General features: G+C 62.5%; 25 protein-coding genes. 10 read left to right on the top strand and 15 right to left on the bottom strand.

The genetic code is table 11. The annotated features are described in order from the left end of the window. Positions 1–12: 12 nt before the first annotated feature. From J2X76_RS14790 to J2X76_RS14770, 5 genes are all read right to left on the bottom strand, one after another. Positions 13–1,455, bottom strand: coding sequence for an NAD-dependent succinate-semialdehyde dehydrogenase (locus J2X76_RS14790; protein WP_310217440.1), 1,443 nt, complete (start codon positions 1,453–1,455; stop codon positions 13–15). A 185-nt stretch (positions 1,456–1,640) separates the two neighbouring features. Continuing rightward, positions 1,641–3,782: an acetate--CoA ligase family protein gene (locus tag J2X76_RS14785; protein ID WP_310217437.1), complete on the bottom strand. Its 2,142-nt coding sequence runs from the start codon at positions 3,780–3,782 to the stop codon at positions 1,641–1,643. Positions 3,783–3,794: 12 nt separating this feature from the next. After that, positions 3,795–4,658, bottom strand: a complete 864-nt coding sequence (locus J2X76_RS14780) for a p-hydroxycinnamoyl CoA hydratase/lyase (RefSeq protein ID WP_310217435.1) — start codon at positions 4,656–4,658, stop codon at positions 3,795–3,797. A 115-nt stretch (positions 4,659–4,773) separates the two neighbouring features. Continuing rightward, positions 4,774–5,502, bottom strand: coding sequence for an SDR family oxidoreductase (locus J2X76_RS14775; protein ID WP_113127583.1), 729 nt, complete (start codon positions 5,500–5,502; stop codon positions 4,774–4,776). 27 nt (positions 5,503–5,529) lie between these two features. Then, positions 5,530–6,321 carry a helix-turn-helix transcriptional regulator gene (locus J2X76_RS14770; protein WP_310217431.1) on the bottom strand — a complete coding sequence of 264 codons (792 nt, stop codon included), beginning with the start codon at positions 6,319–6,321 and terminating at the stop codon, positions 5,530–5,532. Positions 6,322–6,445: 124 nt separating this feature from the next. Here J2X76_RS14770 and J2X76_RS14765 point away from each other — a divergent pair, with 124 nt between their 5' ends. Continuing rightward, a complete protein-coding gene (locus J2X76_RS14765) occupies positions 6,446–6,979 on the top strand; it encodes a VOC family protein (protein WP_310217427.1) in 534 nt (177 codons plus the stop codon). A gap of 227 nt (positions 6,980–7,206) precedes the next feature. Here J2X76_RS14765 and J2X76_RS14760 read toward each other — a convergent pair whose 3' ends face one another. Next, on the bottom strand, positions 7,207–8,385 hold the full coding sequence (locus tag J2X76_RS14760) for an alpha/beta hydrolase (RefSeq protein WP_310217425.1): 1,179 nt from the start codon (positions 8,383–8,385) through the stop codon (positions 7,207–7,209). 79 nt (positions 8,386–8,464) lie between these two features. Next, positions 8,465–9,685, bottom strand: a complete 1,221-nt coding sequence (locus tag J2X76_RS14755; RefSeq protein ID WP_310217422.1) for an FAD-dependent monooxygenase — start codon at positions 9,683–9,685, stop codon at positions 8,465–8,467. Between the two features lie 469 nt (positions 9,686–10,154). Here J2X76_RS14755 and J2X76_RS14750 point away from each other — a divergent pair, with 469 nt between their 5' ends. The 5 genes from J2X76_RS14750 (at position 10,155) to J2X76_RS14730 (ending at position 15,243) form a co-directional block, all read left to right on the top strand. Further along, on the top strand, positions 10,155–10,601 hold the full coding sequence (locus tag J2X76_RS14750; protein ID WP_310217419.1) for a tripartite tricarboxylate transporter TctB family protein: 447 nt from the start codon (positions 10,155–10,157) through the stop codon (positions 10,599–10,601). Between the two features lie 3 nt (positions 10,602–10,604). Then, on the top strand, positions 10,605–12,110 hold the full coding sequence (locus tag J2X76_RS14745) for a tripartite tricarboxylate transporter permease (protein ID WP_310217417.1): 1,506 nt from the start codon (positions 10,605–10,607) through the stop codon (positions 12,108–12,110). 34 nt (positions 12,111–12,144) lie between these two features. Then, positions 12,145–13,128 (top strand): tripartite tricarboxylate transporter substrate binding protein, encoded by a 984-nt coding sequence (locus J2X76_RS14740; protein ID WP_310217414.1) that lies wholly within the window; start codon positions 12,145–12,147, stop codon positions 13,126–13,128. A 70-nt stretch (positions 13,129–13,198) separates the two neighbouring features. Further along, positions 13,199–14,176 (top strand): tripartite tricarboxylate transporter substrate binding protein, encoded by a 978-nt coding sequence (locus J2X76_RS14735; protein ID WP_310217410.1) that lies wholly within the window; start codon positions 13,199–13,201, stop codon positions 14,174–14,176. A gap of 83 nt (positions 14,177–14,259) precedes the next feature. Then, positions 14,260–15,243, top strand: coding sequence for a tripartite tricarboxylate transporter substrate binding protein (locus J2X76_RS14730; RefSeq protein ID WP_310217407.1), 984 nt, complete (start codon positions 14,260–14,262; stop codon positions 15,241–15,243). Between the two features lie 175 nt (positions 15,244–15,418). Here J2X76_RS14730 and J2X76_RS14725 read toward each other — a convergent pair whose 3' ends face one another. From J2X76_RS14725 to J2X76_RS14700, 6 genes are all read right to left on the bottom strand, one after another. Next, positions 15,419–16,231, bottom strand: a complete 813-nt coding sequence (locus J2X76_RS14725; RefSeq protein ID WP_310217403.1) for a class II aldolase/adducin family protein — start codon at positions 16,229–16,231, stop codon at positions 15,419–15,421. Positions 16,232–16,243: 12 nt separating this feature from the next. Then, the gene (locus tag J2X76_RS14720; RefSeq protein WP_310217400.1) at positions 16,244–17,218 is read right to left on the bottom strand and encodes a 2-hydroxyacid dehydrogenase; all 975 of its coding nucleotides are present in this window, start codon (positions 17,216–17,218) and stop codon (positions 16,244–16,246) included. A 108-nt stretch (positions 17,219–17,326) separates the two neighbouring features. Beyond that, the gene (locus tag J2X76_RS14715) at positions 17,327–18,925 is read right to left on the bottom strand and encodes a thiamine pyrophosphate-dependent enzyme (RefSeq protein WP_310217398.1); all 1,599 of its coding nucleotides are present in this window, start codon (positions 18,923–18,925) and stop codon (positions 17,327–17,329) included. Between the two features lie 166 nt (positions 18,926–19,091). Further along, on the bottom strand, positions 19,092–20,333 hold the full coding sequence (locus J2X76_RS14710) for an amidohydrolase family protein (RefSeq protein WP_310217396.1): 1,242 nt from the start codon (positions 20,331–20,333) through the stop codon (positions 19,092–19,094). A 42-nt stretch (positions 20,334–20,375) separates the two neighbouring features. Further along, a complete protein-coding gene (locus J2X76_RS14705; RefSeq protein WP_310217393.1) occupies positions 20,376–20,711 on the bottom strand; it encodes a hypothetical protein in 336 nt (111 codons plus the stop codon). Further along, positions 20,698–21,063, bottom strand: coding sequence for a Rieske 2Fe-2S domain-containing protein (locus J2X76_RS14700; protein ID WP_310217390.1), 366 nt, complete (start codon positions 21,061–21,063; stop codon positions 20,698–20,700). Before J2X76_RS14700 ends, J2X76_RS14705 begins: the two co-directional genes overlap by 14 nt. Positions 21,064–21,156: 93 nt before the next feature. Between J2X76_RS14700 and J2X76_RS14695 the strand changes: the two genes are divergently transcribed. The 4 genes from J2X76_RS14695 (at position 21,157) to J2X76_RS14680 (ending at position 24,257) form a co-directional block, all read left to right on the top strand. Then, the gene (locus J2X76_RS14695) at positions 21,157–21,963 is read left to right on the top strand and encodes an IclR family transcriptional regulator (RefSeq protein ID WP_310217388.1); all 807 of its coding nucleotides are present in this window, start codon (positions 21,157–21,159) and stop codon (positions 21,961–21,963) included. Between the two features lie 86 nt (positions 21,964–22,049). Beyond that, the gene (locus J2X76_RS14690; protein WP_113127567.1) at positions 22,050–22,541 is read left to right on the top strand and encodes a MarR family transcriptional regulator; all 492 of its coding nucleotides are present in this window, start codon (positions 22,050–22,052) and stop codon (positions 22,539–22,541) included. 113 nt (positions 22,542–22,654) lie between these two features. Further along, positions 22,655–22,996 carry a YciI family protein gene (locus J2X76_RS14685; protein ID WP_113283032.1) on the top strand — a complete coding sequence of 114 codons (342 nt, stop codon included), beginning with the start codon at positions 22,655–22,657 and terminating at the stop codon, positions 22,994–22,996. Positions 22,997–23,000: 4 nt separating this feature from the next. Beyond that, the gene (locus J2X76_RS14680) at positions 23,001–24,257 is read left to right on the top strand and encodes a DUF6596 domain-containing protein (protein WP_310217384.1); all 1,257 of its coding nucleotides are present in this window, start codon (positions 23,001–23,003) and stop codon (positions 24,255–24,257) included. 353 nt (positions 24,258–24,610) lie between these two features. Here the strand turns inward: J2X76_RS14680 and J2X76_RS14675 are convergent, their stop codons facing one another. Together J2X76_RS14675 and J2X76_RS14670 are read right to left on the bottom strand one after the other, a co-directional pair. Continuing rightward, entirely contained in the window at positions 24,611–25,012 is a 402-nt protein-coding gene (locus J2X76_RS14675; protein WP_113131116.1) for a response regulator transcription factor, read from the bottom strand. 12 nt (positions 25,013–25,024) lie between these two features. Beyond that, the gene (locus J2X76_RS14670; RefSeq protein ID WP_310217381.1) at positions 25,025–26,731 is read right to left on the bottom strand and encodes an ATP-binding protein; all 1,707 of its coding nucleotides are present in this window, start codon (positions 26,729–26,731) and stop codon (positions 25,025–25,027) included. Positions 26,732–26,802: the final 71 nt, after the last annotated feature.

The raw sequence follows: 26,802 nt of genomic DNA, 5'->3' as shown, positions 1-26,802 counted from the left end.
AGGTCGGGGGCCTTACGAAAGGCTGGTCATTTTGGTGACGAGATAGGCATCCATGCCCTCGGAGCCGCCTTCCGAGCCGTAACCGCTCTGCTTGACGCCGCCGAACGGCGTTTCGGCCATCGAGATGAAGTTGTTGTTGATGCCGACCATGCCGGCCTCAAGCGCGTCGCTGACCATCGAAGCGGTCTGGCTGGACCGGGTGAAGGCATAGGATGCCAGTCCGTAAGGCAGCCGGTTGGCTTGGCTGATCACCTCGTCGAAGGAGGTAAAGCGGGCGGTGACGGCAACGGGGCCGAAGGGCTCGTCATTCATGATGATCGCATCCTGCGGCACGTCGGCGAGAACGGTCGGCTGGAAGAAATAACCGCGATTACTGCCGCGCTCGCCGCCGGCCTTCACCTTGGCGCCGCGCTGGACCGCATCGGCGACCATGCGTTCCATGGCGGGAACCCGCCGGCTGTTGGCGAGCGGGCCCATCTGGTTCGACGGATCGAGGCCTTCGCCGACCTTGAGCGTTTGAGCCGCCTTGGCAAAACCGTCGACGAATTTGTCGTGGACACTGTCATGCACGTAGAAACGGGTCGGCGAGATGCAGACCTGGCCGGCATTCCGGTATTTCGCATGGACCATGACGCGGATGGCATGGTCGATATCGGCATCCTCGAAGATCAGCACCGGCGCATGACCGCCGAGCTCCATCGTGGCGCGCTTGACGCCCGCTTGTGCCGCGAGGACGGCCAGATGCTGACCAACCGCGGTCGAGCCGGTGAAGGTGATCTTGCGGATGCCGTCCGAGGCGATCAGGTGTTCGGAGACTTCGGCGGGCTTGCCATGCACCACGTTGAGCACGCCGTTCGGCAAGCCCGCATCCTGCAATGCTCGCGCGATTTCAAGCACCGTCGACGGCGTCTCTTCCGATGGCTTGATGACCATGGTGCAACCGGTCGCAAGCGCTGCAGAAATTTTTCGCGCCGGAATGACGCCGGGGAAATTCCAGGGCGTGAAGCCGGCAACGGGGCCGACCGGCTCCCTCGTCACCATCCACTTGACGCCGGGCACCCGGGCCGGGACGATGCGGCCATAGGAGCGGCGCCCCTCGTCAGCGGTCCAGTCGAGAATGTCGGCGGAGATATGGACTTCCGGGATCGCTTCGCCGATCGGCTTGCCCTGGTCGAGCACCATGCGCCGGCCGATCTCGTTCGCCCGCTCGCGCAGAAGATCGGCGGCCTTGCGGATGATCTTGGCGCGGTCGAAGGCGGTTGTCGCCTTCCACGCCCTGAATTCGCGGGAGGCGGCGGCCACGGCGCGCTCGAGGTCTTCCGTGGTCGCATGCGGCAGGGCCGCGATCGGCTCGCCTGTTGCCGGGTTGATGACGTCCTCGGTGACGCGGCCTTCCGCGCCGAGCCACTCGCCATCCACAAACAGCTTCAATTCACCATAGGATTGGGCTTGCATCACGGTATCCTCCCTCGTGACATTCCAATAGATGGCTGGCGTCGCAGCCCCTCACCCGGCCTCCGCTTCGCTCGGCCACCCTCTCCCCGCAAGCGGGCGAGGAGGAACGGCGAAGGCGCGGCATATGTCCTTCTACCCGCTTGCGGGGAGAAGGTGGCGGCAGCCGGATGAGAGGCGTTACGCCCTCACCCCACCACGAATAGCGCGTCAAGAGCCAGAACCCCGTCCCCCTCGCCATAGACAACGAGCGGGTTGATATCGACTTCGACGATCTCGGGCGTCGAGCGCATCAACGCTCCGAGCTTGACGACCACGTCGGCGATCGCCTCGACATCACGCGCCGGCTGACCACGGAACGGTCCCAAGAGTTTCGCAGCCTTCAGCTTGCCGATCTCGGCGATCGCCCGCTCACGGCTGATATCCGCCGGCAGCAGGCGGGCATCCGCCAGCGCCTCGATCCAGACGCCGCCGAGGCCGACCAGGACGACCGGACCCCATTGCGGATCCCGCTTGGCGCCGACCACCATTTCAAGGCCCTGGCGCGCCATGCCCTCGATCAGCACCCCGTCGAGCTTGAGACCCGGCTTGTGCATCGCGATGCTGGCATACATCTTTTCATGAGCCGCGCGCAGCGCCGCCTCGTCGGCGATGTTGACGATGACGCCGCCGACATCGCTCTTGTGGGCGAGTTCGGCTGCCTGCGCCTTCATCACCACCGGATAACGGATCTCCGCTGCGATCTTCACGGCTTCGTCGGCGGATTTCGCCAGCGCCCCCTTCGGGATCTGGATGCCGAGATCGGAGAGGATCCGCTTGCCTTCGTATTCGACGACGAGGCCGGAGGCCGGGACCTCCTTCAGCCGTTCGCCATCCGGCGCACGGTCGCGGGTGGCCGCGAGTGCCGCCGCGTAATTGGCCACGACCGCCATGGCACGCAGCGCGCGTTCCGGCGAACGGAAGAACGGGATACCGCTGTCGCGCACGGCCTTCATGAAGGTCGGATCGAGCGGATAATCGTCGCCGATGATGTTGAGGATGACCGGTTTTGTCGCAGTCGCGGCGACCGGAATGATCGCGTCCGACTTCTTGATCTGCATCGGCGGCGAACCGCCGGCATGCGACAGGAACACGATACCGACATTCGGATCCTTCAGCATGGAGGCCGTGGAGGTGCCGAAAATGCCGGGATTGGAGAAGCCGGTCGTACCGATGTCGAACGGGTTGTCAACATGCACATAGGGCGGCACCTGCGTGACGAGCTCCGCATGCACCTCTTCCGACAGCGTCGCGATCGGCAGGCCGACGCGTTCGCAGAAATCGAAACAGAGGCCACGAATGGCGCCCGAATTGGTAACGATGCCCGCCTCGCCCGGCGGCGGCGACGGATAACGCGTCAGGATCGCGGTGACGTCGAACAATTCGTCGGTCGTCTCGACCAGCGCGACCGCCTCGTTGCGGACGGCCGCCTGCATCAGCGCATGGTCGCCGGCAAGCGCGCCGGTATGCGACTGCGCCGCAGCCTTGCCGCGCTCGCTGGAGCCCGGATGCAGCATGACGATCGGTTTGCCGAGTTCACGTGCGCGCCTCGCGACGGCAAGGAATTTCTGCGGATTCTTGACCTGCTCGACATAGACCGCGATGGCGTCGTTGTCCTTGCCTTCGATCAGCCAGCCGAGGAGGTCCTCGACAGCGATAACCGCTTCGTTGCCGGTGGCGATCACGTAGGAAACCGCAATCTCCCGCGAATGCATGGCAAAACGGATGTTGGCGGCGGTCGCACCGCTCTGGGCAACGATGGCGACGCGGGAACGTTCGCCGACGCCGCGCAGATCCACCGGTTCGAAGGTCAGCGGAATGCCGTCGACATAGTTGGTATAGCCCATGCAGTTGGGACCGAGCATGGCCATGCCCGCCTTGCGGCAGATCTCGGCGAGCTCGTCCTGCTGCCGGCGACCCTCCTCCCCGGCTTCGGCGAAACCGGAAGAATAGACGATCACGCCTGCGACTTCTCGCTCGACGCAGGCAAGCACCGATTCCTTGATCGCGGCCTGGGGTACGATGAGGATCACCACGTCGACACCCTTCGGCAAGTCGCCGATGGTCTTCACGCAGGGACGGCCGTTGATCTCGTCGCGCGAGCGGCTGACGAGATGGAGGTCGCCTGCGTATTTGAAGAGTTCGAGGTTCGCCAGCACGCCGCCGCCGATCGAAGCGGGATCCGGCGACGCGCCCACGATCGCGATGGATCGCGGACGGAGCAGGCGATCCAGGTTAAAAGGACTGGCGAGATTAAACGTCTCGGGAGCTGCAGTCATCGTATCAGCCATGAGAGCCACTTCTTAGTCGCGACGATAGGCACCGAGGCCGGGGCGGAAGGATTTCTCGTCCAGGAACTGACTCATGCCAGTGTTGCGGCCGTTTTCCGGGTCGCGCAGCTCGGTCTGGTCCGACTTCGCCATCAGGTATTCGCCGGCCTGTTCCCAGCTCATGTCGCGGGTGAACCGGCAAGCGGTCTTGGCCTGGCGCAGCACGAACGGGTTCTTGCCGATCAGCGTCATGGCGAGCTTGCGGGTCTCGGACTTGAGATCTTCCGGAGAAACAGCCTTGTTGACGAGCTTCATCTCGGCAGCCTGGCGTCCCGTGAAGGTCTCGCCGGTCATGATATAATACATCGCGTCGCGGAAGCTCATCGTTTCCAGCACCGACTTGGTAACGATCCCGGCCGGGATGATGCCCCAGTTGATTTCCGAAAGGCCGAAAATGGCTTCTTCCGAGGCGATCGCCAGGTCGCAGCCCACCAGGAACTGAAAGGCGCCACCGAAACACCAGCCGTTGACCATGGAGATGGTCGGCTTCGGATAATACATCATGCGGCGCCACTGCCAGGCCGCATTGGCTCGGAACAGGCGCTCGCGCTGGATCGGCGGCACCTTGTCGGTTGCGCGGAAATATTCCTTGAGGTCCATGCCGGCCGAGAAGGATTCGCCCGCACCGGTGACGATCATCACCTTGCAGCGATCGTCTTCCTCAAGCGCGTCCATGATCGCGTTCATTTCCCAGACGATGCCGGGATTGATGGCATTGCGCTGCTTCGGACGGTTGAGCGTCACCCAGGCGATGCCTTCGTCGAACTCCACGGTCACATATTCACCCCACTTGCCATCGATCTGGCTCGGGGCGACGGATTCGGTCTGGTTTTCCATAGCAATTTCTCCCTGTCGGGAAATTGGATATCAGGGACCCATATATAGGTCAAGCGGCTTTGCGTCGGAGACCCTGCGAAAAGAAAAGCCGCTTCGCGACGTGCTGAACCGATGTTTAACCCCGGCCGAGGAATGGCATTTCGACCGGCAGAATGATGCTTTCGTAAAGGTTCACATCGTCCGGCAGCGTCGCCATCAACACCACGATGCGCGCGACGTCCAACGGCATCATCGTGGCGGGGCGGACCTTGTCGGTGACGCCCGGCACCAGCGAGCTCACGGTCGAACCCGGATGCACCATCGAGACCGCAATTCCATGTTCGCGACCGTCGACGGCGAGCGAGCGTGTGAGGCCTTCGAGCGCGAACTTGCTCGCCGTATAGGCCGCGGTATGGCCGCGCGGGACCTTCGACGACAGGCTGCCCATGTTGATGATTCGGCCGCGCTTCTGTTCTTGCATGATGGCGAAGGCGGCACGGGAGCAATAGAATACCGAGTGCAGGTTGGCCCCGATCACCTCGTGCCAGCGTTCGTTGGTGAGCTTTTCGACCGGCGTATGGTCGGCGATGCCGGCATTGTTGATGAGAATGTCGACCCGGCCGTATTTTTCCTTCACGGTGGCGAACAGTTTTTCGACCTGCGCGTCGTCGGTGACGTCGGTCGGCACCACGGACGCCCGGCCGCCTTCGGCTTCGATCTCTGCCGCCAGTCTTTCAAGCTTGTCGGCGCTGCGGGCGGCAAGCACGGTGATGGCGCCTTCGGCGGCGATCGCCTTGGCGATGCCCCAGCCGATCCCCGAGCTGGCGCCGGTGACGATGGCAATACGGTCCTTGATCGAAATCATCTGAAACTCTCTCCCTTGATGAACACGCTAAACGCGCGAAATGCCTTCATAAAGCGCTTCGAGACCGCGGCGGTCGCTGACCCCCAGCTTGCGATAGGCGCGCTGACGATAGGTAACGATGCTCGAAAGCGCGAGCCCGACCTTTTCGGAAATTTCCCGGTGGGTGCGGCCAAGCAGAAGGCCGGCGGACACCTCCGCCTCACGGCCCGACAGCGCGAACCCCGCCTGCAAAAGCCGCCCGGCAATCTCCTGCTGCGGCGGATGCAAGGGCGCTGTCTGCGGCCGGCCCTGCAGGCGCACATGTTTGATGACCATCGCCATCAGCAGCGGTGCGAAGGCTTCTACCCGCTCGACAGCGGAGAGCGGAAACGGACCGCTTTCGCGGGTGCGGTAGAGGCTGGCGAAAATCCGCGGCTCCTCCGAATGGTAGATGGTCAGGCGTTCGAGCACATGGGCCCGCTCGTAACAGTCGCGGCGGTATTCGGGGTCGCGGATGCCGTTCCAGGCCTGGCGCACCACCTGCACCTTGGCAAGCCCGGGCCCGCCGTTCAGCATCTGGCGGGTCACGAGGTCGCGCTGCCAGTAGCGGCGGGCATAATCGAGCGAGGCGCGTTCGGCAAAACCCGGAATGGTCGAATGGTAGCCGCAGGCAAAGAGATAGGTCAGCGACCCGTCTTCTTCCGCCTGGAAGGCGGAACAGAAATCCGTACCCGCGATACGGCGCAGCGTTGCCAGGAATTTTTCGGGAAAGCCGGGTTCGCCTAGCTCGTCCAAGAGGGACGCCACAGCGGTGACGTTGTCTCCATCAAGCGCAGGCATTGACGCCTCCAGGGGTGAGAATAAATCTGTCTTGGGCATGTCCACCCGTGGGGTGGACATGGGAGGACCGGCAAAAGCCTACCATCACGGCCAATGCAACAAGCCTGGATATGGAGGAACCCCCATGGTCGACGCACCGAAGCTTCGCAAGCTCTATCACTTTTCCTACCCCTGCCGCGATGGCGAAGAGACCCGCAAGTTTTACGAGGACCTGCTTGGTCTGCCGCTGGTCAACTGCATGACCTCGGACCGCGTGCCTTCGACCGGCGAGGAAAAGCCCTATGCGCATTTCTTCTTCGAAATGGGCGACGGCTCCTACATGGCCTTCTTCGACCTCGGTGAAAACACCATGCCGCTCCCCTCGCCGAACACGCCGGACTGGGTCCAGCACTTCGCCATGGAAGTCGACAGCGTCGAGGAGGTGCTGAAGTTCAAGAAGCGGCTGCAGGACGCCGGCGTGAAGACGACGGATGTCATCGACCACGAGTTCATCAACTCGATCTACTTCTTCGACCCGAACGGACTTCGCCTCGAAATCACCGCCCGCACCGAAGAGCCGGGCTACCTGGAAAAGGCCGCCTCGGAAGCCCATGACGCCATGAAGGCATGGGTGAAGAAGAAGGCGGGCATGATCGCTTCGAAGTCGGCTGCTGCCTGAGGCAGTGCGGCTGGCCGGTCTCCCCCCTTGCGGGGGAGATGCCGGCAGACAGAGGGGGGAGAGAGGGAGTTCGCTGCCCCGCTTACCATCCTCATAAATAGTCGCCTCCCACAGAGACGAAACACACGCACCACCGATCCAGCCCGGACGGTGGTGCTTTTTATCAAAGCTCACGTTCAGTCCTCCCGATGATCCGCAGCCCGCTCCCCGCGAATGCCGGACTGTTCTCACGCCAACAGTCCCTGGCGGCGGCTCCAGTCGATCACCCGGTCGATGCAGGCTTTGAGGAGCTCCGGCTGGCCGAGGTAATAGTGGGTGGCGTGCGGGATCGACATGTATTCCTTGTTTTCGGTCGCGAGCGCCGCGCGGATCGTCGGATTGTGCGTCGCCGGAACCGCCTCGTCGGCTTTGTTCTCGATCTGCAGGACCGGCGAACGCCTGATCAGCGCCGCGTTCATCGGGCCCTTGGCGTTCGACAGGTCGTAGCTCCACTGCGAAAGCCACGAGCGCAGCGTCGTGAAGCGTGCAAGCCCGACCGGGCCGACATTGACCGTGCGGGGATCGCCCATATAGCTCTTGCCGATCGGCCGGTCGTTCGGGTCGATCGTGCCGTCGAACCAGCGGACGTCGCACATCGTGCGGTGAACGACGAAGGCACGTTCCTGTTCGAATGAGCCGCGGCGCTTCAGTTCCGCCAGCATGTCGAGCGCCCACTGGGTGATCTTGCGGTTTCTGGCGACCTGCGCCGCGCGAAACCGCTCGACGAATTCCTTCGAATAGGGTGGCTGGTGCGGGCAGTCCGGCGAATAGATGTCGAATTCCGGATCGCGGATATCCGGGTTCAGCTCGTCGAGAACAGACGGATCTAGCCATTCGGTCAGGGTTTCGGCCCGCGACAGGTGGGCTGCGATGAAGATCACGCCGTCGGCGGGCTTCAGGCCGGCTTCGACGAGGTTGACCTCGTCGCCGGCGGGCGTCTGGGTGATCGTCGGGTTCTCCGCCTGCGCCTGATAAAACAGCGACAGCGAGCCGCCACCCGACCAGCCGACCAGCACGACCTTTTCGTAGCCGAGTTCACTTCTGGCATAATCGAGCCACTTGCCGAGGTCGATCGCCACCTTTTCCATGATGAGAGCGGTATCGTTCTTCGGATAACGGCTTGCGGCGCACAGCACGTGCAGGCCGGCATCGGCGAGCGCCGTCGGCATCGGCAGCAGTTGCAGCGTCGAGGTCGGATGCATGAAGACATAGACCGTCTTCGACAGTGAGTCGGCGCCACGCAGAAGCTGGCCCTCGAGGTTCACCTTCCCGGAATTGCCGGCAAAGCCGTAGGTCTCGGTATATTTCGCGGTCTCCGGAAAGGAGACGATCAGCGGGATCCGCTGCCATTCCGCCTTGGTGGTCATGCTGTCCTACCCGTTATGCCTAACCCGCTCGACCGGCAGGACCGGCGAACGGGCTTTCGAGATTGATCTAGAGCGCGCCTCAAGCGACGGCTTGCGGCGACTTCGTCTCTGCGACGACAGGCACCGAGGTCGCGTCGTAGGTGAACAGCCATTCGTAGCGCTGCTTGACCTTGTCTTCCTGCCATTCGGCATTGACGTAATCTTCCGCGAGTTTCGGGTCCCTCAGCGCCGCATTGTGGAAACGGCTGAGATTGCCTTCGGCGCCGCGGACGATCTTGCCTGTGCGCTCGACGCGGGCCACCTCGTAACCGGCGAAGGCCGCTTCGTAATTGCCGTTGTTCTCGGCAAGCGCGCGGGCCAGCACGAAACCGTCCTCGATCGCCATGACCGCGCCCTGGGCGAGGAAGGGCAACGTCGGATGGCAGGCGTCGCCGAGCAGCGTCACACGGCCGCGGGTCCAGTCGTCCATCGGCGGACGCAGCATCAGCGCCCATTTGTAAGGCACGTCGATCGCCTTGATCATGGTGTGGATGTCTTCGTGCCAGCCTTCATAGTCGGCGAGACATTCTTCCGTCGTGCCGGCGACCGACCAGGATTCCACCTGCCAGTCGGCGCGCTCGACCACCGAGACGTAGTTCATCAGCTTGCCGCCGCGCAGCAGGTACTGGATGACGTGACCGCCGGGGCCGATCCAGTTGGTCCCGACGGGGCGCAGCATACGTTCGGGCAGGCGCTCGACCGGGATGACGCCGCGCCAGGCGACGATGCCGGTGAACTTCGGGTCGTCGCGGCCGAACAGCGTCTCGCGGATCTTCGAATGCACGCCGTCGGCGCCGACCACGATGTCCGACGTGGCCGTGGTGCCGTCGGCGAAGGTGATCGTCGCACCCTTGTCGTCCTGGGTTATCCCGACGCATTTCTTGGAAAGCTTGATCGCATCCGGCTTGATGCGGCGCACGCCCGCGGCCAACGTCTGGTGGAGGTCGTTGCGGTGGATGGTGATGTAAGGAAAGCCATAGCGCTCGATCGACAGCGGGCCGAGGTCGAACAGTTTCCAGGTCTGCCCGGTATTCCAGAGACGGATCTCCTTGCCTTGCGCCTGCGCGGCGATCGACATGATCTCGTCCTCGAGCCCGAGCGCGAACAGGATCCGCGTGCCGTTGGCGCTGACCTGAACGCCGGCGCCCACTTCTTTCAGTTCGACCGCCTGCTCGTACACATCGACGTCAAATCCTTGGCGGAGCAGCGAGAGTGCCGCTGTCAGGCCGCCAATCCCCCCTCCCACAATCGAAATCTTCATTTTGTTATCCTTTGAAATCTTGGCGGACAATCTCTCCCGGCGCGCATGCGCCTGTCAACTATTTTTGATAAAGTATAATTGACTTTGTTCAAAACCAATTTCATACCTGGCTTCGAAGAGCCGTCGCGGAGGATTTCGGGAGACTGCGACTGCAAGCGGAAGTTTCAATTCACGGCCCGAGAACAGGAAAGAATGCCACCAAATTACACCTTGGATATCTGGTTTCCTGATATAATTGCGATAAGATCGAAACTGCTGGGCGGCCATGGTATCTGGTCGACAGGAGACAGCGGAATTCGATTGACTGACAAGAGGGATACTCTTGTATATAGTCAAATCTAGTTGCTTATAGACGAATTCATGGCCGCGAATTCGAGGCGCGGCCTGAGGAGCATGCCTAATGACGGTTTGGCCGGCGCCCAAGCGGAGCCAGACCGGTTCACACAGTCAGGTTTTCAGGGAGGAAACCATGGTCATCAAAAGTCCGCAGGATTTCGGCGCGGGCATCTTGTTCATCCTTTTCGGCGCGATCGGCCTCTATGTCGGTTCGGACCTCACCTTCGGATCCGCCCGCAATATGGGCCCTGGCTACTTCCCGATGATCATCTGCGGCCTGATCGCCCTGATCGGCCTGATCGTCACCGCAAAATCGCTGGCGATCGAAGGTCCGGCCATCGAACGCATCCGTTTCCGGCCGATCATCTTCATCCTGCTGGCGATTGCCGCCTTCGGCATGCTGATCGCGGAAGTCGGGGCGGTAATCTCCTCGATCCTGCTGATCATGTTCGCCGCCTATGCACGGCGCGACGTCAACCTTGTCGAGACCGTCATCTTCGCGGTCACCACCGCGGCGTTCGTCGTCATCATCTTCGTCTATGGGCTTGGGCAGCCGATGCCCGTCTGGTGGGGCAGGTAATCCATGGAAGTTTTCGCACACCTCGCAACCGGCTTCATGGCGGCGGGTTCGCTGGAAAATCTGATGTTCTGTCTGATCGGCACCGTTCTCGGCACGCTGATCGGCGTTCTCCCCGGCATCGGACCCATCCCCGCCCTCGCCATCCTCCTGCCGATCACCTTTGGCCTCGATCCGCTGTCGTCGCTGATCATGCTCGCCGGCATCTATTACGGTGCACAATATGGCGGCTCGACCACCTCGATCCTGGTCAACATGCCCGGCGAGGCTTCCTCGGTTGTGACCTGTATCGAAGGCCACCAGATGGCCCGCAAGGGCCGTGCCGGTGCAGCCCTCGCGATCGCTGCTCTCGGCTCGTTCTTCGCCGGCACGATCGGCACGGTCTTCATCGCCGCCTTCGGCCCGCCGCTCGCCTCGATCGCCCAGCAGTTCAATTCGCCGGATTATTTCGCGCTGATGCTGCTCGGCCTCGTCATGGCGATCGTCCTCGCGCACGGATCGGTCCTCAAGGCGGTCGCCATGGTCCTGATCGGCCTGCTGCTCGGCCTCGTCGGCACCGATACCAATACCGGCTTGACCCGCTACACGTTCGGCCTCTCCGGCCTCTGGGAAGGCATCGACTTCCTGCCGCTGGTCCTCGGCCTGTTCGGCATCGTGGAAATCATCCGCAACCTGGAAAACCCGCCGCCGCCGCGCGAGACGATCAGTACCCGCATGCGCGATCTGTGGCCCAACAGGCAGGAGCTTCGGGACTCCGTTCCCGCAGCCCTGCGCGGCACCGGCCTCGGTTCCATCCTCGGCATCCTGCCGGGCGGCGGTGCGGTTCTCGCCTCCTTCGCCAGCTATACGCTGGAAAAGAAGATCTCCAAGAACCCGCGCAAATTCGGTCACGGCGCCGTGGAGGGCGTCGCCGGTCCGGAATCGGCCAACAATGCCGCGGCCCAGACTTCGTTCATCCCGCTGCTCACCCTCGGCATTCCGTCGAACCCGATCATGGCGATCATGATGGGCGCGATGATCATCCAGGGCATCCAGCCGGGCGCCGCCGTGATGACCACCCGCCCGGACCTCTTCTGGGGCATGGTAGCCTCGATGTGGATCGGCAACCTGATGCTCGTCGTCATCAACCTGCCGATGATCGGCATCTGGGTGAAGCTGCTGTCGGTTCCCTACCGCCTGCTCTATCCGGCGATCCTGCTGTTCTGCGCGATCGGCGTGTATTCGACGAGCACCGAACCGTTCATGATGGTTCTGATGATCGTCTTCACGGTCTTCGGCTATGTCCTCTTCAAGCTCGGCTGCGAGCCCGCACCCATGGTGCTCGGCTTCATTCTCGGCCCGCTGATGGAGGAGAACCTGCGCCGGTCGCTGGTCATCTCGCGCGGCGACCCGAGCATCTTCATCAATCGCCCGATCTCGGCCACGCTTCTGGTGGCAACGGTCCTGATGCTCTGCCTGATCATCTTCCCGCAGTTCCGCAAAACCCGCGAGGAGGCATTCCAGGAGGAATAACAGACTTTCCGCAACAGTTTTGGAGGAGGAGCCAATGACTGAACGAAATCTCAAACTGACAAGACGCACACTGATCGCGGCGGCCGCCATGGCCGCCGCCCTGCCGGGTGTCTCGTTCGCACAATCCAGCTATCCCAACGCGACGATCACCTTCGTCTGCGCCTTCCCGGCCGGCAGCGGCGCCGATGTTCTGGTCCGCTTCTTTTCCGAAAAGGTCGCGGCCGTTTCCAAACAGACGGTGATCGTCGAGAACAAGCCGGGCGCCAACGGCAATATCGCCGCCGAATATGTCAGCCGCGCCAAGCCCGACGGCTACACGGTCTATGTGCATTCCGGCACCTCGACCGCGGCAAACATGTCGTTGTTCAAGAAACCGTCGATCGACGTCACCAAGGCGCTTCGCGGCGTCCAGTTCATCAACAAGCAGCCCTTCATGATCGCGGTCGCGGCCGACAGCCCGATCAAGGACATGAAGCAGTTGACCGAACACCTGAAGGGCAAGGGCGGCGAGGCCACCTACGGCTCGACGGCAACCTCCGGCAAGGTTCTCGCCGAAGTCTACCTGCAGCTCGCAGGCGTATCGGCAACCGAAGTCGCCTACAAGACGGGCCCGGATTCCTTGAACGACATCACCAGCGGCCAGCTCGATTTTGCCGCTCTCGACCCGGTCTTCGCGCTCAGCCAACAGCGCGAGGGGCGCCTGAGGCTGCTTGCGGTCGGTTCGCCGCAGCGCATGAAATCGACGCCCGACATTCCGGCCATCAAAGAATACGGCCTCAATGTCGACCAGCTTGGATGGTGGGGCGTGTTCCTGCCGGCCAAGACCCCGGACGATATCGTCCTGAAGCTGAACTCTCTGTTCCAGGAGGTGCTCAACAAACCGGAAACGGAAGCATTCCTGAACAAGTTCGGCGGAGACGTCTACACAGGTACGCCAAAGGAGGTCGACGAGCTTCTTGCGAAGACCGTCGAGGAGTGGCGCGCCTACGTGGCGCTCGCAAAGATTCCGCAAAACTGACGCCTGTTCAACAGGCTTCACAGAATCTTTCTATGGGAACGACTGGGGCATTCAAGGGAGGATTGCACCGATGACGACTGAAATCTCACGCAGAAACCTGATGATGGCGACCGCCGCGGCAGCAGCGCTGGCTCCCTTCGTTGCATTCGCGCAGGGCGCTTATCCGAACGGCCAGATTACGTTCGTCTGCGCCTTCCCGGCCGGCTCCGGTGCCGACGTTCTGGTCCGCTTCTTTGCCGAAAAATTCGCCAAGGTCTCGGGCCAGACCGTGATCGTCGAAAACAAGCCGGGGGCCGCCGGCAACATCGCCGCAATGTATACCGCCCGCGCCAAGCCGGACGGTTATACGATCTACGTCCATTCCGGCACCTCGACCGCCGCCAACATGTCGTTGTTCAAGGCGCCGCCGATCGATGTCGTCAAGGAACTGCAGACCACGTCCTTCATCAACAAGCAGGCCTTTATGTTCGTCGTCGCTTACGACAGCCCGATCAAGGACATGAAGGAACTGACCAAGGTCCTGAAGGAAAAGGGAAACAACGCCAGCTACGCGACGGCTGCCACGTCCGGCAAGGTTCTCGGCGAAATCTACAAGCAGGTCGCCGGCGTCGATCCGGTCGAAGTCTCGTTCAAGGATGCCAAGGATTCGCTCAACGACATGTTGAGCGGCTCTCTCGACTACGGCGTCCACGATCCGGTCTTTGCCCTGTCACAGGCCAACGAGAAACGGATCCGGATCCTTGCGACCGGCTCGCCGATCCGGCTGAAATCGCTGCCTGACATCCCGACCGCCAAGGAACAGGGCTACGACATCGACCAGCTCGGCTGGTGGGGCTCCTTCGTTCCGAAGGCGACGCCGAGGCCGGTGGTCAACAAGATCAACGCGCTGTTCAACGAAATTCTGGCTCAACCCGACACCGTCGCCTTCCTCGCGAAGTTCGGCGGCGACGTCTATGTCGGTACGCCGGATGAAGGTCAGGCACTGCTCGCCAAGACCGTCGAGGAGTGGAAGACCTATGTCGCTCTGGCCAAGATTCCGCAAAATTAATCAACCGATTGGAAAGACCCTGTCGCCATAGTGCGGCAGGTTCTTTCGCAGGGACCCTTACGAACCGCCATAGGAGATGAAAAGTGACAAAATGGCTTAAGAAGATCGCGCAAGCCACCGCCGCCATGGCGATGCTGGCGGTCGCGCAGATTGCAAACGTTACGCCCGCTCAGGCCGCCTATCCGGACCAGACGATCACCTTCGTCTGCGCCTTTCCGGCAGGTTCCGGCGCCGACGTCCTCGTCCGCTATTTTGCGGACAAGGTGTCCAAGGTCGCCGGTGCCACGATCATCGTCGAAAACAAGCCTGGCGCGCTCAGCAACATCGCTGCGGAATATACGTCGCGCTCCAAGCCGGACGGCTACACGATCTTCGTACATTCCGGCAACTCGATCGCCGGCAACATGTGGATCATGAAGAAGCCGCCGATCGACGTCGGCAAGGATCTGATGACGATCGCGACCATCAACAAGCAGGCCTTCATGATCGCGGTCGCCAAGGACGCGCCCTACAAGGACCTGAAGGAACTGACGGCCGCCATGAAGACAAAGGGCGACGGCGGCTCCTACGCTGTCAACGCCACTTCGGGCAAGGTCATGGCCGAAGTCTACAAGCAGAAGGCCGGCCTCGAGACCGTTTCCGTCCAGTACAAGACCGCGGCAGACTCGCTGAACGACATGACCAGCGGCGCAATGGACTTTGGTTCCTACGATCCGGTTTTCGCCCTTGCGCAGCAGCGCGAAGGCCGCTTCCGGCTTCTCGGCGTCGGCTCCCCGGAACGCATGAAGGGTGCTCCCGACGTTCCGACGCTCAAGGAACAGGGTTTTGACGTCGACCAGCTCGGCTGGTGGGGCGCCATGGTGGCCAAGGGCACGCCGGAAGAGATCACCACCAAGATCAACGGCTGGTTCAACACCGTCCTGCAGCAGCCGGAAACCCAGAAGTTCCTGGCCGACCAGGGCGGCGACCCCTATATCTCCACGCCGGCAGAAGCCCAGGCTCTGATGATCAAGACGATTGCCGAGTGGAAGGACTACGTCGCGATCGCCCAGATCCCGCAGCAGTAAGGGGTGGTCGGGCGTCGTCCGAGAAATCGATCCGGTTAATCGGTTTCAACGACGAACGCCCGGAGCTCCCGCGAAAGGCCCGAACCCAAAACAAAGCCGGCGGAAACGCCGGCTTTGTCTGTTTCAGTGTCCAGAATTTTCCGCGGCGATCGGACGTGCGGGCGATGCGAACGGTTCAGTCCCGATACGACGGATCGATCCGATCCAGCTTCCTCAGCATGGCAGGCCATTCTTTCAACCCCGGCTTTGCCGGCGACATCTCGTACATATGCGCGGTGAGTTCGGCGATCTTCTCTTCCGGAATGGTGAGGCCCTGAGGCTGGGCGGCCATCGCGGCAAGCTGGGCGCGGGCGGCCTTTTCCAGCCAGAACGTCCACACGAACGCCTCGCCGACACTTTCGCCAGATGTCAGCGTGCCGTGGTTTTTCAGGATCATGTTCTTGTGGGGGCCGAGGTCGTGGATCAGCCGCTCCTGCTCTTCCATATTGAGCGCCAGGCCCTCGTAACCGTGGTAGCCGATGCGATTATAGAAGAACATCGAATGCTGGGAGAGCGGCAGCAGGCCGCAATCGAGCATGGAGAGTGCCATGCCGGCCTCGGTATGCAGGTGCATGACGCAGTTCAGCTCGTGGCGCGCCTTGTGCACGGCGTGATGGATGACGAAACCGGCGCCGTTCACCGGATAGTCCGACTTGCCGATGATCTTCGCCTCGTGGTCGATCTTGACCAGGTTGCTTGCCTTGATCTCGTCGAAGGCGAGCCCGAACGGATTGATCAGAAAATGGTTTTCGGTGCCCGGAACGCGGGCGGAGATATGCGTGTAGATGAGGTCGTCCCAGCCGTAGAGTGCGGCGAGCCGATAGGCCGCGGCGAGATCGACGCGCACGGCCCATTCCTCGTCAGTGACCGAGGCCCGGTCGAATTCGGTGACGACTTCCTGCCCGTCGTGCTGCCCCGGCAGTCCGATGACGTGACGCTGAAATGCCATGCTAAATCCTCCCTACAGTTCAAAAGCCCAGATCGCGATCGGAACCACCGGCGTCGGCAACGGCTTTCCGGCAAAAAACGCTTCGACATTCTCGACGAGCAAAAGGGCCATGGCGAGGCGGGTATCGGTCGTGGCGCTGCCCTGATGCGGCGTCATGATGACGTTCGGCATCCACAGCAGCTTTTCCGAAACGCGCGGCTCGTTGGCGAATACGTCGAGAGCCGCAAAACCCAGTTTGCCGGTCCTCAGCGCCTCCACCAGCGCCGCCTCGTCGACAATCGAGCCGCGGGATACATTGACCAGCGTGCCCTGGGGGCCCAGCGCCTCCAGCACTTCCCGGTTGACGATGTTCCTCGTGTCGTCGCCGCCGCGGCTCGCGACAACGAGGAAATCGCTCTCTTTCGCCATCGCGACAAGGTCCGGCATATAGGTATAGGGGACGGGTTTCTGCCGCGGACCATGATAGGAAACGCGCATGCGGAAAGCAGTCGCCCGCTCCGCAATCGCCGCGCCGATATTGCCGAGCCCGACGATGCCGATCGCCTTGTTCTTCAGCGAGCGGCCGAGCGGCACTTTGGCCGCGATCGTGGTCCACCGGCCGTCGCGGATATATTGCGTCTGGGGCACGATATCGCGGGCGGACGCCAGCATCAGCGCCATGGCGAGGTCGGCGACATCCTCGGTCAACAGACCCGGCGTATTGGAAATACCGATGCCACGCGCCCTGACGGTCGCCATATCGATGGAGTCGGTGCCGATGCCGTAACAGGCGACCAGCTTCAGGTCCGGGAATTTTGCGAGCACATCCACATTGGCGCCGACGCCGGGATCGGTGACCAGCACCTGCACGCCGGGTATATCAGCCCCGCCAAGAACATCCGCGACGGACATTCGCTGCCCGCCCATGCCTTCGAGCGTGGAGACCACCGAGGTCGGCAGGACCGCCGTCAGCACGACGATACGAATGGTATTTTGATTGGATGTCACGGAAACGATGCCCTCCCCGGATCGAATTCTAGGATGTGACTTTATACGGCTCCCTGCCACGGCGATAGCGGTTTTTGTCGATATCGAATGTAATTCGTTATCGACGGATTAGCCGTGAATGAACTTCCATGGGCTGATTTCGCTTTCAAGCGACAGCGGTACCTCGATCAGCCACGGCCCGCCGCTGGCGATCGCGGTCTCTATTGCCGCGCGAAGCGCTTCCGGCGCGCTCGCCCGGGCGAAATCCACATGGAAGGCTCCGGCGAGCTTGCCGAAATCCGGATTCTTCAGCTCCGACCCGACCAGCCTTCCGCCAAAGCTCTCCTGCTGGTCCCGCTTGACGTTGCCGAAGGCTGAATTGTTGAAGACGACGGTGATCACGTCGATGCCATATTGTGCGGCGGTCGCCAGTTCCTGGGCGGCGAACATGAAGCCGCCATCGCCCGCGATCGACACGACAGGCACGTCCGGCCGGGCAACCTTGACGCCGAGTGCCGTCGGGAAACCGAAACCAAGCGTGCCCTGGAAGCCCGTCGAAATGAAGGTCCGCGGTTCATAGACAGGATAGCAGTACCAGGAGGCGAAACCGGACTGGCAGACTTCTTCGACGAGAATGCCGTCATCGGGAAGCGCTGCGCGGATGGCCTGCAGATATCCGTAATGCGGCGAAATTTCCTGGATGGCTTCCGCCATTTCCGCGCGCGCGGATCGGATCGCCTCCCGCCAATCTTGGGAAGGCGTCCGCGGCTCGATCTCGTCGACCAGCGCCTTGAGCGAGGTCTTTGCCCGGCCGAGCACGCCAAGCGCCTCCGGCGTGCGGGTCAGTTCCTCGGCGTCGATCTCCAGTCGCACGACCGGCACCTCGGGCCTCGGTTTCCAGCGCCAGCCAGGCACTTCGAGCCGGGTGCCGATACCGATAACGCAATCGACCGCCGGCCAGAGTTTTCGCGCCTCTGCAATGGTGAGGCCGAGTTCGTGGCGGTTGGAGACGACGCCGCGCCCCGAGCGGAAGGCGACGACCGGTGCATGCAGCAATTCGGCAAGCCGCAGCACCTCTTCCCGAGCCTCGAACGCGCCGGGTCCGACGAAGATCATCGGCCGTTCCGCCTTGCCGATCAAAGCCGCCGCCTCGACGATCGCCACATCCGCCACCGGATCCGGATGGTTTTTCAGCGGCCGGACGATCTCGAATTCGCCCTCCGCCGTAAACTGCTCCCACGGCATTTCGACCGTCGCCGGCCCCGGCTTCAGCGAGCGCATCTCGCGAAACGCGTGCGCGATGGCGGCGGAAACATCCCCTGCCCTGTCGGCACGTTCGGCGGACTTGGCGATGCCGGCAAGCGTAGCGCGCTGATCGCGCATCTCGTGGAGATGGCCGCGTCCCTTCCCGAGAAAGGCGGTCGGCACCTGGCCCGTCAGACACAGAACCGGCTCGTTGCAGCCCCATGCGGTGAGCAGCGCGGCGCCTGTGTTGAGCACCCCCGGCCCCGGCACGACGGAATAGACGCCGGGATTGCCCGAGGCGCGGGCATAACCGAAGGCCATGTAGGCGCAGGTCTGCTCGTGGCGCGGCGTGATCACCCGCATGCCGCCGCGCTGGAAGGCGTCGAACAGGCCATAGAGCTGGGCACCGGGAATGCCGAAAATGGTGTCCACATCGTGGGCGCGCAATGAAGCGACGATGGAATCGCCTCCGGTAATGGCCATGGGAGAGGTTTCCTTGTTGAATGGATGTTTGGAGCTTGCAGTGCGTGTGGCGGATGGAGCGGTTACGACGGTGCTTCCTGCCGATCTCCCCCTCAAGGGAGGAGATCAGAGGGAATATGCCGCGCCGCTCAACATCCCCGCAAGCGATCGCCCGATCTTCCCGTCCCTACAAAGTCTTCCGCGGCGTCGGATCAAGCCCGAACAGCTTTGCCGCATTCAGCCCCAGGATATTCCGCTTCGCCTGTTCGCTGAGGAACGGCAGGTCGTAGATTTCCTGCGGCAGGTCGAAATCGAAATGCGGCCAGTCGGAGGCGAAGAGGAGCTGGCTTTCGGCGTTAATCATCTCGAGGGTGAGCTGCAGCGCCTTCATGTTCACCGTTTCCATCGGCTGCGTCGTGTACCAGCAGTTTTCCCGCATGTATTCGCTCGGCAATTTCTTCAGTTGCGGCGCTTCGGAGGGGCGCATCAGGTACTGGTCGTCGAGGCGCTGCATCAGGAAGGGGATCCAGGCGAGGCCGCTCTCCACCCAGATGCTCTTCAGCTTCGGGAACCGCTCCGGAATGCCGTTGAGGATCCAGTTGGTCATATGCACCATGTTGCACCACACGAAGCCGAGCGCATGCATGCCGAGGAACCGGTTGATGGTCGACAGCGACTGGTCCTGCCAGTGATAGGCGGCATGGAAAGCGATCGGCAGATTGCGTTCCTCCAGCATTGCATAAACGCGCATATAGTCGTTGTGGTGGATCGGCCTGTGGCGGGTCGAGGGGACGCAGAAGCCGATGACGCCCGGCTGGCCGGAAAATTCCTCGATGGTGCGTTCCGCTTCCTTGGGCACGTTGAACGGCAGGTAGGCGAGCGTCTTCAGCCGATCGTCCCTGGTCAGCACCTTGTCGATCAGCCAGCGGTTATAGGCGCGACCGAGGTAAACCTCCATTTCCGGCTGCGGATGGAGGCCGAGCGTCAGCATCGGCGTCGGGAACAGCACCATGTAATCGACGCCGAGCGCCTGCATCGCCCGCCGTGACAGCGTCACGTCGCGGTGCACGCCGTCCTCGACCTTTTCGCGGATGCCGGCCTGGTGCGGAATGCGGCCGCCGACATCCTGGTATTTGAGGCCCATGTCACCGTTGAGGCCGTAGGACGCGGTCCCCATCTTCTCGTCGTGGAAGAGCATCGCCTGGTGTCGGATGACCGGATCCTCGATATATTGCACCAGTTCGTGCCAGGAGATCGTCTCGGTGTGGTGGGCGTCCACGTCGCAGATCAGCCAGTCCTCGAAACCGCGCTTCCTGGCGGCCCGGTTGGCATGGGCCAGGATATCGCGCGTATCGGTGAAGACGTCGATCTGCTGCACCGGCAGTTCTCGGGCGCGATCCCTGTTCGAGGTATCGTTGGAAATATCCATGTTCGCTCTCCTCAGGCGAAAGAGTGAATTTCGGGCACGGACCTACAGTTCGTCCGGGCGGCGGCGGTACCAGAGCGCCAGTTCCATCGGCCCCAGATTCAGGGCGCGCAGGATTTCGGAAACGGCCGACAGGGCCTCGGTGGCGGTCACGGTCTCGTCGCGCGTGCCGGTCAGGGGCCGGAAAGTCCGCTCCTCCCCATCGCTTTTCGCGACATAGAGACGGATCGCCGCCGTCATCATCCGGGCGACGGCTTCATCGGAAACCCTCGAGGCCTGGCCGGTCTCCAGCAATTCGGCGGTCGCCTTCTCGAGGTCGAGCGTGGCGTCCTCGATCCAGCCATAGGGATCGTTGCGCAATGTCGGTTCAGAGGACGACATAGATCTGCCCTTCCCGGATCGCCAGCTCCGCACGATGCAGCCGGTATTTCGCCGGCCCGGCATTGCGGCCGGTCTCCAGATTGAATTCCCAGCCGTGCCAGGGACAGGCGACGTGCATGTTCTCTTCATTGTATTGAAGCGTCCGCACCTCGCCTTTCTCGTCGACGGGTTCGATGACTTCGGGATAGATGCGGCCCTGACAGATCGGCCCCTGCCGGTGCGGGCACATGTTGTGCCAGGCATGCAGCGCGCCTTTCACCCGAAAAATGCCGATCTCCCGCTCGCCGCATGCGACGACCTTGCGGTCGCCATCGGCGATCTCATCCTCCGAACAAACCAGATATTCCGCCAAGGTTTCCTCCCTCCTTTGCGTAGGATTTCAATATTATTGAAATCATTCAGTTATATTGTATAAAGAAGCATGAGGACGTCAAGCGGAGAGGTCATGGACACGTCGGCGAAACAGCGGGCATCAACAAAGGAGCCGGAGCTCAAGGGTGCCGGCATCCAGTCGCTCGAAAAGGGCCTGAGGGTGCTGACGGCGATCCAGCACGCCGGCCGCGCCATGCGCCTGAACGACATCGCCGCCGCCGCCGGGATGACGCCGAGCATGGCGCATGGTTATATCGTTAGCCTCGTGCGCACCGGTTTCGTCGCCCAGGATCGCCTGTCCGGCCTCTACGATCTCGGCGACTCGGCTCTGCAGCTCGGGCTTGCCTCGCTCTCCCGCACGGATTTCCTTAGCCTCGCGCGCGCTTCGATCTCGGAGCTTGCCGCGGTGCTCGGCGAGACGGTGACGCTGGCGGTCTGGAACGGTGACGCGCCCGTCGTGGTCGACAAGATCGAAGGCCGTTCCGACAGCGTCTACGAGATCAAGGTCGGCTCGCTGGTGCGGCTGTGGCCGACGGCGACCGGCCGCGTGTTCATGGCCAATCTTCCGAATGCGGAATGGGAGCATCACCTGCGCGTCCTGATGCGCCAGGGCGGCGAAGGCGAAACCTCGACGGCCCGTTTCATAACCGAACTCACAGAGGTGCGCGCCGAAGGTTATGCGGCGACGCTGCCTGCCACGGTGCCGGATTTCTCCGCCGTGGCCGCGCCGGTGTTCGATCATCGCGGGCATCTGAAGGCGGTGATCACGGTGCTCGGCCGCCAGGATGGCTTCGATATCGCGCCTTCCGGCCCGCCGCTGACCGCCACGCTGCGCGTCGCGAGATCACTTTCCGGCCGACTCGGCGCCTCAGTTAGTTGAGGGTTTCGCGCGACGCGACTTGTGCGTCAGCATTTTCTCCGCTACCCCGCTCATATAACCGTTTTGAGGAAGGTCGCCGCATCGTGATGGCTGAAGACGTGAAGCCCGAAGAAGCAAGCACCAGCGACTGGGTGATGCAGCACCCCCGGGCAATCTACTTCCTGAACCAGGCAAACCACGCCGTGCGCAGCCGGCTGGAAGCGGCGTTGACGACGCTTCAGATGACCGGCATCCAATATACGGTATTGAGCGTGATCGGCAGCCGCGAAGGCCTTTCCTCGGCCGAGCTCTCGCGCCGCTTCTTCGTCACGCCGCAGACGATGAACGAGCTGATCGGCGGGCTGCAGCGCCGCAACCTCATCACCCGCAAGGAAGATCCGGCCAACCGCCGTATCCTGCGCATGAGCCTGACGACCGAAGGCAAACGGATGATCAAGGCCTGCGATGCCGCCGCCGACACCGTCGAGCGCGATATCTTCTCGTTTCTGCCGCAGGAAAGCTATCAGCAACTGCGCGATCTTTGTCGCCTTGTCGCCCGCAATCTCCGTGAACGCGACGAGCCCACGAAGGCCGAGTGACAGAGATCTCGCGGTCGGCGAAAGATTTTTCGCGGCGTGTCGAACAGGCTTATTCTCGAACGACATTGGTGTAGCAGGCCGATCACGGACTGCCGCACCCAAGGAGAAAAGCCATGAAATACATGCTGATGATTTATCGCGACGAAGCCCTGTTTGCTGCTGACGCCAAGAGCGGCGCCCATTCCGCCCCCTATATCGCCTATGCCGAAGCGCTGAAGAAATCCGGCGCGCTCGTCGGCGGCGACCGGTTGCAGGTCTCCGGGACGGCAAGCACGGTGCGGACCGCCGACGGCAGGACCGAGGTGCTGGACGGTCCCTATGCCGACACCCGCGAACAGCTCGGCGGCTTTTTCATCATCGACGTACCGGATCTCGACGCCGCGCTCGAATGGGCCGCGAAATGCCCGGGCGCCGTCAACGGGGCGATCGAGGTGCGCCCGATGTGGGTGATGTGACGTCATGGTCGGCGACGGCGAGGCCCTGAACAGGGTTTCCGGCGAGGCCGAGCGCGTCGCCCGCCAATCCTATGGCCGGCTCGTCGCCTTTCTCGCTGCGCGCACCCGCGATGTCGCGGGCGCGGAGGACGCGCTGTCGGAAGCCTTCGCCTCGGCGCTTGCCGATTGGCCGAGGACCGGCATTCCGAACAATCCCGAAGCCTGGCTTCTGACCGTCGCCCGCCGCCGGCAGCTCGATGCCGGCAGGCGCGGCGGGACGCGGGCCGCCGCTTTCGACCACCTGACATTGCTGTCCGACGAACTTTCGGAGACGGAGGAGGCGGATATTCCCGACGAGCGCCTGCGGCTGATGTTCGCCTGCGCCCATCCGGCGATCGATGCCCGGATGCGCGGGCCGCTGATCCTGCAGACCATTCTCGGCTTCGATGCGGCGACGATCGCCGGCGTCTTCCTCATCCCGCCCGCGACCATGGGGCAGCGGCTGGTGCGTGCCAAGACCAAGATCCGCGACGCCGGCATCGCCTTCCGCCTGCCCGAGCGAGCCGATATGAGCGAGCGGCTGGATGCGGTTCTGGAGGCCATCTATGCCGCCTTCACCGAAGGCTGGATCGATCCGGCCGCCACGCCGTCCCGCCGCCGCGGGCTGACCGACGAGGCGATCTGGCTCGGCCGGCTGGTGGCCGCGATGCTGCCCGACGAACCCGAAGCGCTCGGCCTCCTGGCACTGATGCTGCATCTCGAAGCCCGGCGCGGTGCGCGGCGGACCGAGGCGGGAGAGTATGTCCCGCTCGCCGACCAGGATTCGGCCAGATGGAACAGGACGCTGATCGACGAGGCTGAAGACATTCTGCTGACGGCCAGCCATCGCGGAAAGATAGGCCGCTATCAATTGGAGGCGGCCGTGCAATCCGCCCATGCGGTTTGCCGTTTCGGCCATCGACCGGATTGGCCTGTGCTCGAAACGCTCTACGACCATCTGCTGGCGTTGACCGGCTCACCGGTCGTCGCAATCAACCGGGCGGTTGTGATCGCAAGCGGCCGAAGCGTCGAAGAGGGACTTGCGGCCCTCGATGCCGCAGGAGGTGACCAGCGCCTTGCCGGCTACCAGCCCTATTGGGCGGCCCGTGCCGATCTGCTTGCCCGCTGCGGCAGAGGACAAGAGGCCGACGACGCCTATCGGTGCGCCATCGACCTCGAGACCGATCCCGTGATCCGCCAGTTTCTGGCAGGCCGCCGATCGCAGATCGGACTTGTGTCCTGAACCGGACGAGACGCCGCCCCGATGAGCGCGGCCGCGGCCGGAATTGAAATCGATCTCCAGCTATCAAACCGGGTTGCGGCCTGGCGTTTTACAAAACATTGATTTGACGGCTGCGCGGGCGCGGCTTTTAGGTTCCGACAGCCGCTATGATGGCGGTTAGAGGCTCGCACCCCGCCGGATTTCGGGCCGCGGGCCTCGCCCGAGCATTGGATCGGGGACCCTCCCGAAGCGGCGTTGACGAAGGACGAGCAGAAGGGTTCGCCGTCGCCGACGTCATTCATAACCGGCGATGCATCGGCAGCGATGCTGCCCGGCGCCTAGTTCGCGCAGACCGATACCGTCCAGCCTTAAGGTTACAGCGCCCGGCCGACGGCCCGGTCGTTCTCAAGGCGGGCGATGCAGCCGGCAAGTTTGGCCAGCAGAAGATCGAAATCGATCGGCTTGGTCAGGTAGTCCGCCGCGCCTGCCCGCAGGCCGGTCAATACGTTATCCTTGTCGGTCAGGGCCGACAGCAGGATGAAGGGGATGTTGAAAAGCTCGGCATGGTTCATCTGGATTTCGGCCAGCAGCTGATGACCGTCCATGACCGGCATGGAAATGTCGCAGATGACGATGTCGGGCCAATAGGTCAGAATGGCCTCCAGCCCCTCCTGGCCGTTGGCGGCCTCCAGAGTGGCAAATCCCGCGTCCGTCAGCTCCTCGACGATGAGCTGGCGAATATCCGCTTCGTCGTCGATGCATAGTACCGTGATCATCCTGGTATTTCCCTAAGCTGCTCGTTTGATGATATTTGCAAGCGGTCCCTTGTTGGGGAGCGCTACCGTGAACGTTGTTCCCCGGCCGAGCGCGCTCTCGACCGAGATCGAACCGCCATGCAGGTCGATGATCTGCTTGACGATGTTGAGGCCGATACCGGTGCCGGCAATCCCGGTGGCGCTGCGGGCTCGATAATAGGGCTGGAAGAGCTTCGGCAGGTCCTCGGCATCCATGCCGATACCGTCATCCTTGATCGACACATAGGACATGCCGTTCTTCGTCCAGCTCCGGATATGGATGTCCGGCGCCTTGGGCGCATATTTGATGGCATTCGAGAGCAGGTTGGTGAAGACCTGTTCGATCGTCGCACGATCGGCAAGGATCGTCTGCGGCAGATGCGAAAGGTCCTTGTGAAACGTGTGAGATTTGCGGATATCCGCCTGCCGGGCGCAGCAGGTTTCGATCAGCTCCGCCAGCGAAAGGCGTTCGGGCTTCAGTGTCGTCTTGCCGGTCTCCAGCCGGCCGGCGGACAGGATGCTTTCCATCAGGTCGACCATGCGCAGCACGGCGGAGCGGATCTGAGCCGCCTTCTCTTCCACATATTCGGGCTTCTGGGTGGCTTTGGTGCGCGACAGGCGCTGAGCGGCGGCATCGATGATGGCAAGCGGCGTGCGGAATTCGTGCGAAGCCATGGTGACGAACTGGCGTTGCAGGGCGTTCACGTGCCGCTCCTGCGCCAGCAGCCTGTCCAGTTCCTCCCGCTGGCGTTCGATCTCGGCCGTCCGCAGCCTGACGCTCTCCTCGAGCTGATCGCGATGGCGCATCAGCGCCAGACGGCTTTCCGACAGATCGATGGACGTCTTGCGCAGTCCCCGCCCCAGAAAGATCACGACGCCCATTGCCACCGCAATACCGGCGACGCCGACCGGAGCGATTTGCTCGATGAGCATCATACCCGGCCGGACGGGCTGCCATGCCATGTAGCCGAGCGTCGAGCCGTCGGTGGCTCTCACCGGGATGGCCGCGCTCGCTTCAGCGGAATCGGTGGTAAAATGCAACGTCTCGATCCGCGCGTAGCGGGCGATCTTCGCAACGGCTCCGGCATCCAGGAATTTCACGGCAATCGCGATGAACTCCTTGCCGGGGTCGACCGAGACTGCATCGGTGCTCGGGACGATCGGCCTTGCGCTGACGACCGCCGGTCGGCCGCTTATGGCAAGGATCTGCTCGGAAAAGATACCGCCAATCACCGGAGGAGCCGAATCGCCGGGTGCGATGCGCTTGTTCAGCTCCGCACGGACATTATCCCGCAAGGCCGCCACAGGCTTTTCATCCTCGCTGAACGTCAGGGCAGCAATATCCTGCCCGTCGCGCATGGCGAAGACCAGTTCGTCCCGTTCATTGAAGAGATAGGTGCGGTCGTGATTGAAATAGGTGTGCATCCATGTGCCGATATTATCGACAATCCATTGGTGAGCACCCTTGGAAACCAGCAGAACCGCGTCATTCCACGTCGTGACGCTTTCCAGTTCATGCTGCACGGCTTTCACCTGCTCGTCGAGGCCCTGCTCGACGTAACCCTTCTGCCGGGTCAAGGCGATATCATCCACTTTGGTGGAGGCAAGCCACATGAAGCCAGCCAGAAGAAGCGCCGTCAGAGCCGTCAGCAATGTCAGCACGATCGTGACGTGCGATGTGATGCGAATGTTCTGCTGCATGTGCCGCGCTCTCCTCGGTGCATCATGCATCCAAAACATTACATTCGACTAAATTTCGAATGCCAAGGTTG

This window comes from Neorhizobium sp. 2083 (assembly GCF_031455615.1).
Classification (GTDB): Bacteria; Pseudomonadota; Alphaproteobacteria; order Rhizobiales; family Rhizobiaceae; genus Neorhizobium.
Note: the sequence above shows the minus strand (reverse complement) of the source record. Positions and strands in the feature narration are given on the sequence as shown.